The following is a 12529-nucleotide window of genomic DNA, read 5'->3' on the forward strand; positions in this document are numbered from 1 at the left end:
GGCAGAGCAGCCGCGTGGCCACGGCGGCTCACTGCGATACCAGCTTGTCGTCCAGGTCCTGGATGCATTCGCTCTCCTGGGCCAGCCGCGCGAACACCGACGTCATCTGTCCCTCGGAGAGCGGACCGTCTTCGGGCTGGAAGTCGGTGAGCAGCGACCGCAGCTGCAAGTCCGCGACCGGAGCGAGGTAGATGTGCTTCGTGGTCTCCAGCTGGGCGTGTCCGAGCAGGTCCTGCACCATCCGCCACGGATCTCCGTACAGGAGCCGGAAGTCCCGCCGCTCCTGCGGTGTCAGGCCCATGCGCCGGTCCATGACGTGATTGAGGACCACGAGCATCACCAGCGCGAAGCCATGACTTGTGTCCGCAGAGGCCGTGTGCGGGTGACGCCGTGTAGCGATTGAGCAGGCGCCTCGGCGCGAGCGGTTTTCGTGACGCAGTCCGGTGCGCGTGTTGCATTCCACGAGCAATGATGTGGTGCAGATCACCTCTTCGATTGCCCTGTGTCGACCCGCGGCACGTCTTCTGCGGTTCGGTTCCTCTTGTCGGCGTTCTGCTGACCGCGCGACCGCACGGATCACAGCTCACGGGATGAGAGATGATCAAGTGAACCGTTCGGGGAGGACCTTGATGAACGTCACCTTGCAGGCGGACGCGACGCCATCTGCCTCTGCGCTCTTCCTGCGCCCTTGGAATGCTGGCGACGTCGAGCCGCTGGTCGAGGCATATCGCGATCCCACGTTGCGTCGTTGGACGAGCCTTCAGGTAGACAGCATCGAGGATGCAGCCAAGTGGCTGGAGCTTCAGAGACGCGGCTGGGAGACCGGAGAACGGCTGAGCTTCGCCGTGTATGAAGATCACTCCGGCACTGGCGAGGGCCGACTGGCTGGGAACGTGGTCATGAAGCGGACCGGTCCCAGCCCGGAATCCGCAGAGGTCGGCTACTGGACAGCAGCCCACGCCCGAGGCCGAGGAGTTGCCCCTCGTGCTCTCGAAACTCTCACCAGTTGGGCCTTCGACATCTTCGCGGTCGAGGGTCTGGAGCGTCTCGACCTGCTCCATCAGGTGGATAACCTCGCGTCGTGCCGGGTTGCGGAGAAAGCCAGATACGGGTTTCACCAGGTCCTTCCGGCTCGGCCGCCTTTCCCCAGGGACGGCCACTTGCATATACGGAAGGCCGACACTCTGGCCTGATGCCGGGGAGTCGATGCCGGCCCGCGTTGTCAGCTGCATGATCCGATCACGGTGGTGCAGGCGCCAGGGAGTCGAGTCACGGATGCCGTCTCAGTGGCTGTGGCTCGAAGGTGGACGATCTCCTCGTGCCGTGCGGCGAGCCGGGCCAGGGCCTGGGTGCGGAAGTCCGCGAGCTCGTCGATCATCTGTGGTGACGCGGTCGCCGCCCTGCACCTGCTCCTGGAAGCGAGGATGCGCCGGAGGCTCTTCACCATCGTCGACGCCACCAACACCATCCGGGAAGCCAGGGAGCCCCTGGTCGCCGCCGCCAAGCGGCACAACATGGTGCCGATCGCGGTCATGGTCACCACGCCTGCGAGCGTCTGCATCGAGCGGTAGGGCCCACGACCGGCGAACCGCACGGTGCCCGAGGCCACGATCATCAAGCAGCACCAGGGCATGGTCGACTCGCACCAGACCTTTTCCCTGGGGAAAGAGGGCTTCGCGACCGCCTTCTCCGACCGCTTCGACCGGCTCCTGCCGTTCCTGGAGCGCCTGAGCGGGGCCCGGCAGGCCGCTCTCGGCCTCGACGGCAGCGACGGGCTCGGTGACCTGAACATCCCGGCCCGGATGTTCGGCGAGGACATCGTTCCGCTGTGGCGGTGGAAGCCCGGCTCGAACGTCGCCGGCGGGGACCGCGTCGCGGAGATCCGCCTCGGCCAGCAGTACCTCACCCTCGCCCTGCGTACCGACATCGACGGGGAGGGCGACATCGGGTTCGACGTCGCCGTGCCGTGCCCGCACGACGACGAATGCACCGGTAGGGCCTGGGCGCCCGCCTACAGCATCACCAGCCTCTACCGGGCGCTGAACGGCGACCTGGACGACGACGAGGACATCGTCTGCACCGTCCACGGCCCCAACCACGCCGACGACCAGGACGACGAGGACACCCCCGGCCTTGAGGAGCGGGACCTCGAAGCGGTCCACGGCTGACGGACTCTCCGTGCCGCCCCGGCCCCGGCTCACTGCCCGGGGGCCGGGGCGGTCGCGGTGGTCCCTCAACCGCCGCGACCCGAGAGGAGATGGACGTCATGCCCCAGCCCCCGTACTACGAGGTCGACGTCCCCATACGGAACACCGAGACGCCCGGCCTGGAAGGTGTGCACGTCTTCACCGGCTGGGCGGACAGCCGCGCCGCCGCTGTACAGGCCGCCCACGCCGCCTACGACGCGGCCCGCACCGCAGCGGAAGCCGGACAGGCGATCCCTCACCGGGGTCCGGACGGCTGGTGCTGCTGCGGATACCGGCCCGGCTGGGACCTTGACTGATCCGCCGCCACCGCTGGCCCCTGGAGGAGCCCGTACAGCTGGCTCAACTCCACGACCTACGAGCTGTAGCTCCACCCCGGGACAGGCGCACATCGGCGTCCAAACCAGTTCGCCTGCCCCGGGCCACCCACCCCGTACAAGACGAGAGGGAGCCCTCAGTATGAACTCCGCCGCGCGCTTACCGGGCCGGATCGGCCCGAACGCCCTCCTGATCACCGCCGCAGCCGTTCCGCTGACCGGCTGGGCGGTCCACGCCGTCACCCTGTACAAGCAGATCGCCGCCAAGGAGAAGGACCCGCTGACCGGGCTGCTGCGCCGCGACGCCTACACCACCCGCGCCCGCCGCCTCCTGGCACGCCACGGCGACAACCTGGCCGTCGTGATGGTCGACGCCGACCACTTCAAGCAGATCAACGACAGCCTCGGCCATGAGGCGGGCGATGCCGTACTCGCTGCCTTCGGTGCCCGGCTCACCGCCTGGGCGGGCCCGCGCGCTGCCGTCGGCAGACTCGGAGGCGACGAGTTCGCCGTGGTCCTGGAGCTGGCCTCCGACCGCCGCGCGCAACGCCTGGAACAGCTGGTGCGGATGCTGCACACGCCGGTCGTCCTGGACGACGGCTCCACGGTCGACGTCGCCGCCTCGATCGGCGCCGCGACCCCGGACGCCCTGGGCACCCGCGACCTGACCGCGTTGCAGAGGACGGCCGACGCCGCGCTCTACGACGGCAAGCACACCGGCCGCGCGGTCCTCGCGACGGCACAGCACGCCACCGTGCCGTCGATCAACGGGCGCCGGGCCGGCCGCCCGGGGACCGCGACGTGGGGGCGAGCCGCATGAGCGCCACGGCGGCGCGGACTCCAGCAGCTGCCCGCCCTCCGGCCGCGGCCCGCACCCGGGCCAAGAAGCCGGCGGTCGAGCCGGGGCTGATCCCGGCACCGGGCGACCTCCTGGACTGGCGCGACGGCAGCCACTTCGACCGGTGGCAGGACCGCCCTCGCGCCCTGTGCGACCAGCCCACCCCGATGCGCTCCCACACCGGTGAGCCGGTCCACAAGAGCTGCGCCGAAGCGTGGATCGCGGCGAACCCGGTTGAGGCCCGCCGCGGGCGGTTCGCCTCCGACGCCCAGGCCGGACGCCGCCGCGGCGACGACCACGCCTGACCGTACCGATCCCGCCCGCACCACACCCTGTCTCGCCCCGCTCCCCTCGAGGAGGCTCCTCATGCCCGGCACCCGTCCCGACACCGCGACCCTGGTCACGGCCGATACCCGGATCCCCTTCCCCGAATCCGACCAGCCCCTGGCCTGCCGCACCAATCCCGCTCTGTTCGCGATCGAGGACGTCAGCACCACGGACGACCCGCGCGCCCGGGAGAAGGCCACCGCCCAGGCCAAGAAGGCCTGCTCCGGCTGCCCCGTCGCCGCCGAGTGCCTCAAGTGGGCGCTCGCCAACCCCGACCTCACCCAGACCGGGGTCTGGGCGGCGACCACGAGGCGCGAACGCAAGCGGCTGCGCAAGCAGCTCACGGCCCGGCTCGGTGACGACTGGCCCGGCGTGGTGGCCGAGCAGGACCGCCGCCGACGCGAGGAGCAGCGCGCGGTGCGCACCGCCCCGCCGACCGTCCGGGACCAGGCCCTGGCCCGGCTGGAGCTGGAGCTCGTTCCCACCCGCCCCCAGCCCTACAACCCGTGGAAGCAGCCGATCACCCCTCAGCAGGCCGCCGCCAACCGGCGCGTCCTGGAACTCGCCCTCACCGGCAAGGCGGCCTGAACGGTGTTCACCGACTGGGCCGAAGCCCAAGAAGCCGAGTCCCTCGCCCTGAACCCGAACGCGGCACGGCAGCTCGCCGCCGCGGCCCGGGTCACCGCCCGCAGCTCCCACGACAAGCACGACATGACGCTGCTCCTGGACGCCCTCGGGCTGCCCACCGACCCCGACACGATCACCGCCCTGCTCCCCCTCATCCCGGAAACCGGAGGCCAACCCGCCATGACGACCACCGCCGCCCCCCAGACCCCAACCCCGGCCCTGTCCGCGTTCGAGGCCATGGCCATCTCCATGCACGCCAACGGCGACAGCGACCAGACCATCCGCGAAGCGACCGGCCTCAGCGACACCGAACTCCGCGACCTCATCGCCGACCAGGCCCTCACCTTCCCCCGCTCCGCCACCGCCACCCCGAGCGTCGATACCTCCGCCATCGATGTCCCGGTTATTCCGCTCCCCGCCTCCCACCCCGCACAGGAGCTCCTCGACTGGGCCGCCGCCCACCCGGCGGCCCAGGTCCGCAACCGCGCCGCCCGCATCACCACCGACCTCGCCGAACTGACCGAGCGCCGCGACACCGAGGCCGCGCAGCGCGAGGCAGAAGTGAAGGTCGCCAGGGCCAAGGCCGAACTGGAGCGCGCCCAGGAGGAGCTGCGCACGGTGAAGGCCGGTCCCCGCACTACGGCCGCCGGGCCGACCTCCGGCCGTACGGGATCGGGCAGCGGCCGCAGCCGGGAGGAACTCGCTGCGATCAGGGCGTGGGCGCGCGCCCACGGCCACCAGGTGGCCGACGCCGGGATGGTGCCCCGGCGGATCCAGGAGGCGTACGACGCCGCCCACCAGGACTCTGCCCGGAAGGCCGGCTGACCTCATGGACACCAATGAGGCCATAGCCCTGGACGGCTTCCTGGAGGAGGCCACGGTGCCCGGTGACCTGCACGGCAGCACGGCCCGGTTCCGGATTACCGTCTCCCCCACCGACGAGCGCACCGATGAGATGGTGCTGCCGTGCGGGGTCACCGACCCGGAGCTGGCCCACGCCGTCATCCACGACCTGGTCGCCGGCGACAAGCTTCGCGTCACCGGCCACCTCCACCTCCCCCGCACACCGGACGATCCGGTGTGGCTGGCTGTCAGCACACTCGCCGTGCTGGAGACCGCTCCCCTTCTCACCGACCCGGGCGCCGTCACCACGGCGGTGCTGGAGCGGTACGGCTCCTACGTCTGCTGGTTCGACGCCGACACCACCGGTGTGGACGTCTTCACCGAGACCGGCACCTGGGTCGGTACCGCGCCCGCACCGGATGAGATCGGCGACCTCCTCGAAGCGTTCGAGCAGCGCCAGTCCACCAGCGGCGAGTGACCACTCCGCACCCCCGACCAACCCCGGTGCCGTGTCCCGACCGAGAGGCCGGGGCACGGCACCTTCTCTTCTCCTGCCCCGCACCCCGAGGAGCCCTTGCGTGTTAGCCGTCCTGGTCCCCGCCGCTCTCGCCGTCGTCGCCACCCTGCTCGGAGCGATCGTCTCCGGCCGTTTCCAGGAACGCGCCGCCGAGCGGCAGATCCGTGTCACCCACAGCGAGACGATCCGCCGGGACCGCCTAGAAGCCGTCACCGCTCTGGCCTGCGCCGCAAGCGACCACCGCACCGCGATGTGGAAGCGCGGCGACGCCATCCTCACCGGGGCCGGCCTCGACCGGATCGCAACCTTGCGCGGCGAGAGCCACATGACCCGCAGCGCCATCGCCCGCCCCCAGGTCGCTCTGCGCGTCCTCATCGAGGACCAGGCCGTCCGTACCGCTGCTGCCCGCATGGTCACGCTGACCTACGCCATGCGCGAGGCGTACGCCACGACCGGGGACCTCACCGCGGCGCGCGAGGCCGCGAAGGACGCCCACGACACCTTCGTGAACACCGCCGCCCACTACCTCCGCCCCGCCACCGGACAGGAGAGCACCCGATGATCCGTCGCCTGCGCCGCTGCGGACATACTCCCGGCGCCATCTCCCCCGAGGACCAGGCCGTCATCAACCAGTTCCGCGCGATGCTCACCGCCCTGCGCAACCTCAAGCCCTGGACGCCGGGCACCGGCAGCGCCCGGAGCATCGCCGTGCGCGTCGGCACGTTCGTGGAACGCGCGTAAACCCGCCCCGGCGACGACCGCGGCCCCGAGATGATCGCGCCGGTCTGGTCCACCCCGACCCACCGCACGCCGCCTCGGACGACTCACCAAATTGGACACCGTTTCAAGGCACCGGCAGATGCGGGGCCGCAGTCAGCAGGCTGCGCAGCTACTCACGACGTGCAGGATCGGCACTCAGGGAGTGCCGATCCTGGGTGGTTAACGCGGCAACGTGTAACCACGGTATTCCTGGCCGCCGGGTGGAGCCCGCAACGCTCAGGTGGTGTCGGACGAATCCGACCCCCATACCTTCTCGCGCAGCGGAAAACGTTTGCTGAACTGGCTGCTACCAGCATCCCAGGGCGCTGGTAGCGGTTCCCTCAGCAGCAGTTGGCCAGGCCAAACGGGATACGACGTTGACACCCACCTGCCGCCAGTGTTCGTTGAGGAGCGCCGGAAAGCAGGTTGAATGAGATAAACGCGCATCTACAGCCAACGCGAGTGACTTAATGATCACCAAGAGAGGCTTCAGCGCAGCTCATGGCCCGGATCGCCGTCTGCAGCGATTGATGATGCCGCTCCGTCTCATGGACATCAGTGCATCAATCAGTTTGACGGTCTGTCCCGGAGCCCGACGGCGATGCCAGTATGCGAGAGCCCATCTCGGTGTCGGCAAACACCAGTTGGGCGAAAACTTTGGAGCCCGTAGCACGCCCTGCACACAACGAGTGGGGCGGTTGATCTCAGGAGGCAGGTCATGCCCCGAACGACCCATGCGATGCAGTGCGTCGTGCACGGCACCCCCTACGGCCAGCTCGCGACACCCGACGCTGTGGTCATCATCGTCATCGCGGTTCTCGCGTGCGTGATGGAGCGTTATGGGGCGGGCGGCTTCGCGACGCTGACGGTGTTGGCCGGTGCTGGTTTGGTGTCCACGACTACGCTCTTGATCCTGCGCGGAGCCCGTTCTACGGCTCTGGCCATGCGAGTTCTGCACGCCATCTCAGCGCCGTAGACAACGACGCTCGTGGGACGCAGAGAGAAGCCGATCGTCACGTCCAACAAGGCTTTGGAACGCCTGGCTTCCTGGCTGCGCGATCACCGCGCAGCCGGAGGCTGGTCGTATGCACAGCTGGCAGAACGGTCTGGCTGCCACGCCACGACGCTTCAGCGTGCAGCGTCGGGTAAGCATGTGCCCAGCGCTCGTGCTGTCGAGGCGTATGCGCGGGCCTGCGACGCGCCTGTTTCCAAAGCTCTGGAGCTTTGGAAACAGGCGAGGGCGGGCGAGTACTACGGCGCCGCCGGGGGGCGTTCCATGCCCAGCCCGGTGTATGTCAGAGGGCTCAGTCAGCTGAAGGCTGGCCTGCAGGGTCTTCACGTCAAGGCCGGCCGACCAGCCGTGCGTGACATGGAACGACGGGCAGGCCGATGGGGAAAATTACCCCACAGCACGGCTCACCGCATTGTGCAGGGCCACACTGTGCCGCGTGACGAAGGCCAGTTGATCGGTTTCCTCATTGCCTGCGACGTCTCCGAAGCGGAGCACTTCCTCTGGGTCGATGCCTGGAGGCGCGTCCTGGACCGGGCCACCCCGACGACTGCGGATCTCCCAGAAGAGACGGCTGTGCCCGCGGAGTCTGCCCCCAGAGCATGGGTATCGAAGCAGCACATCGCCAAGGGAACAGAGGCCGCCGACTCCCTCAGGTTCACCGTCCTGGGTCCCGTACGGGCATGGCGCGGCGCGGAGGCGCTCCCCTCGGGCTCACCGCAGCAGCGCGCGCTGCTCGCCGCTCTGCTCCTGCGGGAGGGCCGGACGGCCACCGCGGGTGAACTCATCGACGCGTTCTGGGGCGAGGACCCGCCCTCGCAGGCGCTGGCCACGATCCGTACGTACGCCTCCCGGCTGCGGAAGATCCTGGGCGAGGAGACCCTGGTGAGCGAGGCCGGTGGGTACGCGCTCCGGATCAGGCGCGGCGCGCTCGACCTCAGCCTGGCGCAGGACCTAGCCGCCGCAGCGGAGAAGGCGCGCGCCGAGGGGAACCGGCTCCAGGCCCGCACGCTGATCGACAAGGTGCTGGGGCTGTGGGACGGCGAGGCGCTGGCCTCCGTGCCCGGGCCGTACGCGGAGAACCAGCGCACCCGGCTGGAGGAGTGGCACCTCCAGCTCACCGAGACCCGCATCGACCTGGACCTGGAGGTCGGCAGCCATGCGGAGGCCGTCTCCGAACTGACCGCGCTCACCGCCGCCCACCCGCTGCGCGAACGCCTGCGTGAGCTGCTGATGGTGGCGCTGTACCGCAGCGGCCGGCAGGCGGAGGCGCTGGCGGTGTACGCGGACCTCCGCCGGCTCCTCGCCGAGGAGCTGGGCGTCGACCCGCGCCCCGAACTGGCCCAGCTCCAGCAGCGCATCCTGCGGGCCGACGAGGAGCTGGCCCGCCCGGCGGACAAGCCGATCCCAGCCCCAGCCCCGGGGCCCTTTCGGCCAGCGCAACTTCCGGGGACCGTAACGGACTTCACAGGCCAGCATTCCTTCGCACGAAGTCTTGTCGAGCAACTGGTCTCCGCTCGGCGTTCGGTGGTGGCGGTCTCCGCGCTGGCAGGGATCGGCGGGGTCGGAAAGACGGCCCTGGCTGTCCACGTCGCCCACCGGGCCCGCCCGCACTTCCCCGACGGGCAGCTCTACGTCGACCTCCAGGGCGCGGGGGCACGGACGGCCGAGCCGGAAACGGTCCTCGGCTCGTTCCTGCGGGCGCTCGGCACGGCGGACTCGGCGATTCCGGACACTCTGGACGAGCGGGCCGCGCTCTACCGCTCGACGCTGGACGGCCGCCGGGTCCTGGTCCTCCTGGACAACGCCCACGACGCGGCCCAGATCCGCCCGCTGCTGCCCGGTACGCCGGGGTGCGCGGCCCTGGTGACGAGCCGGGTGCGGATGGTCGACCTGGCCGGGGCCCACCTGGCATACCTGGACGTGATGTCCTCGGAAGAAGCCTTCCGGCTTTTCACGAGGATTGTCGGGGCGGAACGCGTCCAGGCCGAGCTCGAAGCCGCCCTCGACGTGCTTGCCGCCTGCGGCTTCCTGCCGCTTGCCATTCGTATCGCTGGCTCCCGACTCGCCGCGCGCCGCAGCTGGACCATCTCTGCGATGGCTGCCAAGCTCGCCGACGAACGGCAGCGGCTGGACGAATTGCAGGCTGGGGACCTATCAGTGAGGGCCACGCTCGACCTGAGCTATCAGCAACTCACGCCCGTGCAGGCCCAGGTATTCAGAACGCTTGGATCGCGCTCTACCCCGGTGGTCTCTGTGCAGAGTTTGGGCACCTTGCTCGGTAGCAGCGCCGCTGAGGCGGAAAAGGTCCTCGAGGATCTGGCAAACGCTGGGATCTGCATCCCCTTGGAGTCTGGAAGATACCGGCTGCACGACCTTGCTTGGCTCTATGCCAGGACTGCGACTTAGACCGTGCCCTGTGGACCGAGACGCTCGCGGACCGGCCAGAGGCCGAGATGCTGGCGGGAGGAGACGGCTATACACCACAGCCCTCTGTGCGCCAACGTGACGATCAGCATGATCGGTCGGGCAAGTCCTTGTCGTCGGCGGGTACCCAGACGCCATGCTGGCAGGGTTTGAAGTCAACTAGCACCACCCGGCGTCCATCAATTGTTGGATCCTCGACACGTGACACGACGCTTTCCGGGCCCTCGTCGCAGATCGGACATGACACGAGTGCAGGATAGTCGGGTCGCTGAAGGACTCCGAGGAGCACCTCCTCCTCCGTGCACAGCAAAGCTGCCGTGAGGTCGGCCAGCCACGCACCTGACATGCGAATGCGAGTCATGTTCTTCTCCTCCGGGGCTGCTGCGGTACCGGGCGGATGCGGGGTCAAGGGGTTTGTGCTGGCTGGTCGTCCTGCCACACCCAGCGGCCGTTGGTGTCAGTTGCATAGATGCTCATGCCGCCAGGGAAAGTGCAGCCGTTGTTGGGAAGCGCAACCCAGGGATCCTCATCCGTGAGGGTCGTGGGGGGTGGTTCGCCCATCCAGGAGGCCGCCGTGCAGTTCGACTGTGATCGAGATGCCGTTATCGCTCATGTCGCTCTTCTGCCCCGACAGGTACAGACCAATTGCAGTGGTGTGTCGGCTGCGACCTGCTCGGCCGATTGCTCGCCTCGTCGGGGACTCCACAGCACGGGGGTGAGTGCACTGCAGATGAGTCGGACTCCAACTACGGCCATTGGTCTCGTCCGTGCAGAAGTGTGCCGGGTTGAGGGATCAAGCGCCCTGGCTCCGCCGTCGTCCTTGCAGCGCCAAGCCGGTCAGACCTGCAAGGCAGAGTTGATCATGGAAGAGTCTCCATTTCTCCTAATTTACCTTCAACCACGCAAAAGCGACGTCCAGAATGGGGCCTCAGACAGCCGATCTCGGAACACCTGGTATGAGTTGATGCGGAGAAAGCCGAGAGGACCTTAGCGGACCACACACGCGTTTCTCGTTCCCCGAGCAGTCCCTGAGCTGCCGTCAGGAGGCCACGAAGCCGCAATAAGACTGACCGCTTGGCTTGGCCCCTAAGTGCTCCAGGTGGCCCGCCTGAGCGCTCGATCTGGCCTGTCCCTTGCCGCAGGCCGTTGCACTCTTTCGGATTCAGCGCGTCTCCGGGGGCAGGCGAAATCCTGGTGGCCTCCGCTCGCCCTGCCGCAGAAGCCGTGGTCCGTAGCCCGGGCGCTGAGCGATTCAGATGGCCCGACAGGCCCACTCGGACGCTCAGTCACACGCAAGAGCACACGGTTAAGGACGGCGCGCGGACATTCAGGCGCGGACACCCGAGCGGCCTGGTCTGCCGGAGAAACCTCCACCGCCAACCGCGCGGAGGAACGATGCAGTCCGGCCGACCGGATCGATCCCCGCCAGTCGAAGTCGTCGTCTCCCAGACCGAGTGCGCCCTCCGGATCGGCGACGTGTTCCATAAGGCAGAGGCCGACAGACGCGCACCGACATCGAGGTTGAAGCGACGTCCCCAGCGGCGATCCCGATCCCGGAGAGCATGTGGCAAACCACCCGTACCAACGATCGCCGCACTCCCGGGACCGACGCCCGGACGCCGCGGCGACCTTGGATCAGGGCATCGCATGGGACGCAGGCGGGCGCCGCCATCTGGAAGCTGAACAAGACGCCGCTGCCGCCTCAGACTGGCATGGGCAGTCGGAGCACCGTCGCGCTGGCGGCAGCACTCGACGCCGAGTGCGCTCTGCTAGTGCCGCATCAAGCAACGTTCGCCCGGTACGGCGTGCGCCAGACATAATCCTGTGCATGAGGATGACGGAGATGGCTGTCGGGGCATCGGTCAGGACGAATTATGAGGATCCTGGGTTGCCCGAGGGCAGCGTGGGAGAAATCGTGACCGTGTACGACGACCTGGGCGACGGTGTCGATGTCCGGTTCAACGATGGGCGGCTGATCAACATTCTGAGCCATGCTCTCGACCTGGTCTCCCAGCCCCGCAGTTGACCCGATACACCGCCCTGATGGTGTGGCACAGATCCGCAAGACGAGCGTCACTGTGTGCTCATGGCAGAACGTGTACGGGTCCGTGGGATAGGCGATGACGAGGGGCGGCGGCTGCTGCGAATCATCCGCAGGGGCACCGGGTCGGTGGTGACCTGGCGGCGGGCCCAAATGGTGCTGCTGTCCGCGCAGGGCATGCCGGTGGCGAGGATCGCAGAAGTCTCGTTCACCAGCGACGACCGGGTCAGAGACGTGATCCACAGCTTCAACACGGAGGGCTTCGACTCGCTGTATCCGAAGTACAAGGGCGGCCGGCCGAAGACGTTTTCGCTGCCGGAACGCCGTGAGATCAAGAAGATCGCCAAGTCCAAGCCCACCGAGCACGACCTGCCGTTCTCGACCTGGAGTCTGACCAAATTGGCGGACTTCCTGGTAGCGGAGGGGGTGGTCGACGACATCAGCCACGAGGGTCTGCGCATCCTGCTCCACGCGGAAGGCGTCTCGTTTCAACGTCTGAAGACCTGGAAGACCTCCCGCGATCCGGACTACGCGGCCAAGAAGGCCCGCGTCGAGCACCTCTACGCGATCGCCGACGGTGAGGTCATACCTGAGGACGGCGAGCCAGACGTCATCTTCTG

14 protein-coding genes and 2 pseudogenes are annotated in these 12529 nt (G+C 68.5%); 15 read left to right on the forward strand and 1 reads right to left on the reverse strand.

Annotation, left to right across the window (positions count from 1 at the left end):
- Window positions 1–28: 28 nt before the first annotated feature.
- Window positions 29–301 (reverse strand): hypothetical protein, encoded by a 273-nt coding sequence (locus ACFWRT_RS33370; protein ID WP_380955204.1) that lies wholly within the window; start codon window positions 299–301, stop codon window positions 29–31.
- Between the two features lie 328 nt (window positions 302–629).
- Between ACFWRT_RS33370 and ACFWRT_RS33375 the strand changes: the two genes are divergently transcribed.
- From ACFWRT_RS33375 to ACFWRT_RS33445, 15 genes and pseudogenes are all read left to right on the forward strand, one after another.
- Entirely contained in the window at window positions 630–1193 is a 564-nt protein-coding gene (locus ACFWRT_RS33375) for a GNAT family N-acetyltransferase (protein WP_380955206.1), read from the forward strand.
- 156 nt (window positions 1194–1349) lie between these two features.
- Window positions 1350–1571: an AAA family ATPase gene (locus tag ACFWRT_RS33380; RefSeq protein ID WP_380955208.1), complete on the forward strand. Its 222-nt coding sequence runs from the start codon at window positions 1350–1352 to the stop codon at window positions 1569–1571.
- Between the two features lie 24 nt (window positions 1572–1595).
- Window positions 1596–2168, forward strand: coding sequence for a hypothetical protein (locus ACFWRT_RS33385; RefSeq protein WP_380955210.1), 573 nt, complete (start codon window positions 1596–1598; stop codon window positions 2166–2168).
- Between the two features lie 98 nt (window positions 2169–2266).
- On the forward strand, window positions 2267–2503 hold the full coding sequence (locus tag ACFWRT_RS33390) for a hypothetical protein (protein ID WP_380955212.1): 237 nt from the start codon (window positions 2267–2269) through the stop codon (window positions 2501–2503).
- Between the two features lie 160 nt (window positions 2504–2663).
- Complete coding sequence (locus tag ACFWRT_RS33395; protein WP_380955213.1) at window positions 2664–3341, forward strand: GGDEF domain-containing protein; 678 nt, start codon at window positions 2664–2666, stop codon at window positions 3339–3341.
- Window positions 3338–3664, forward strand: coding sequence for a hypothetical protein (locus ACFWRT_RS33400; protein WP_380955214.1), 327 nt, complete (start codon window positions 3338–3340; stop codon window positions 3662–3664). Before ACFWRT_RS33395 ends, ACFWRT_RS33400 begins: the two co-directional genes overlap by 4 nt.
- Before the next feature lie 61 nt (window positions 3665–3725).
- Window positions 3726–4274, forward strand: coding sequence for a WhiB family transcriptional regulator (locus tag ACFWRT_RS33405; RefSeq protein WP_380955215.1), 549 nt, complete (start codon window positions 3726–3728; stop codon window positions 4272–4274).
- A gap of 3 nt (window positions 4275–4277) precedes the next feature.
- Window positions 4278–5138 carry an Lsr2 family DNA-binding protein gene (locus ACFWRT_RS33410; RefSeq protein ID WP_380955216.1) on the forward strand — a complete coding sequence of 287 codons (861 nt, stop codon included), beginning with the start codon at window positions 4278–4280 and terminating at the stop codon, window positions 5136–5138.
- A 4-nt stretch (window positions 5139–5142) separates the two neighbouring features.
- Window positions 5143–5634: a hypothetical protein gene (locus tag ACFWRT_RS33415; RefSeq protein WP_380955217.1), complete on the forward strand. Its 492-nt coding sequence runs from the start codon at window positions 5143–5145 to the stop codon at window positions 5632–5634.
- Between the two features lie 100 nt (window positions 5635–5734).
- A complete protein-coding gene (locus ACFWRT_RS33420; protein ID WP_380955219.1) occupies window positions 5735–6235 on the forward strand; it encodes a hypothetical protein in 501 nt (166 codons plus the stop codon).
- On the forward strand, window positions 6232–6414 hold the full coding sequence (locus tag ACFWRT_RS33425; RefSeq protein WP_380955220.1) for a hypothetical protein: 183 nt from the start codon (window positions 6232–6234) through the stop codon (window positions 6412–6414). Before ACFWRT_RS33420 ends, ACFWRT_RS33425 begins: the two co-directional genes overlap by 4 nt.
- 736 nt (window positions 6415–7150) lie before the next feature.
- Window positions 7151–7408, forward strand: a complete 258-nt coding sequence (locus tag ACFWRT_RS33430) for a hypothetical protein (RefSeq protein ID WP_380955222.1) — start codon at window positions 7151–7153, stop codon at window positions 7406–7408.
- A gap of 12 nt (window positions 7409–7420) precedes the next feature.
- Window positions 7421–7630 (forward strand): annotated as a pseudogene (locus ACFWRT_RS33435) (helix-turn-helix domain-containing protein); the annotation flags it as partial.
- A 432-nt stretch (window positions 7631–8062) separates the two neighbouring features.
- Window positions 8063–9674, forward strand: a pseudogene (locus tag ACFWRT_RS33440) (AfsR/SARP family transcriptional regulator); the annotation flags it as partial.
- A 2280-nt stretch (window positions 9675–11954) separates the two neighbouring features.
- A partial coding sequence (locus tag ACFWRT_RS33445) for a helix-turn-helix domain-containing protein (RefSeq protein ID WP_380955223.1) occupies window positions 11955–12529 on the forward strand: 575 nt, incomplete at its 3' end.

Source organism: Streptomyces cyaneofuscatus (assembly GCF_042718795.1).
Classification (GTDB): Bacteria; Actinomycetota; Actinomycetes; order Streptomycetales; family Streptomycetaceae; genus Streptomyces; species Streptomyces cyaneofuscatus_A.

Excerpts from the sequence above, each read along its gene's own strand:
- ACFWRT_RS33370 (WP_380955204.1), bottom strand. The coding sequence starts at position 301 with ATGGGCCTGACACCGCAGGAGCGGCGGGACTTCCGGCTCCTGTACGGA.
- ACFWRT_RS33375 (WP_380955206.1), top strand. The coding sequence starts at position 630 with ATGAACGTCACCTTGCAGGCGGACGCGACGCCATCTGCCTCTGCGCTC.
- ACFWRT_RS33390 (WP_380955212.1), top strand. The coding sequence starts at position 2,267 with ATGCCCCAGCCCCCGTACTACGAGGTCGACGTCCCCATACGGAACACC.
- ACFWRT_RS33395 (WP_380955213.1), top strand. The coding sequence starts at position 2,664 with ATGAACTCCGCCGCGCGCTTACCGGGCCGGATCGGCCCGAACGCCCTC.
- ACFWRT_RS33400 (WP_380955214.1), top strand. The coding sequence starts at position 3,338 with ATGAGCGCCACGGCGGCGCGGACTCCAGCAGCTGCCCGCCCTCCGGCC.
- ACFWRT_RS33405 (WP_380955215.1), top strand. The coding sequence starts at position 3,726 with ATGCCCGGCACCCGTCCCGACACCGCGACCCTGGTCACGGCCGATACC.
- ACFWRT_RS33415 (WP_380955217.1), top strand. The coding sequence starts at position 5,143 with ATGGACACCAATGAGGCCATAGCCCTGGACGGCTTCCTGGAGGAGGCC.
- ACFWRT_RS33425 (WP_380955220.1), top strand. The coding sequence starts at position 6,232 with ATGATCCGTCGCCTGCGCCGCTGCGGACATACTCCCGGCGCCATCTCC.
- ACFWRT_RS33430 (WP_380955222.1), top strand. The coding sequence starts at position 7,151 with ATGCCCCGAACGACCCATGCGATGCAGTGCGTCGTGCACGGCACCCCC.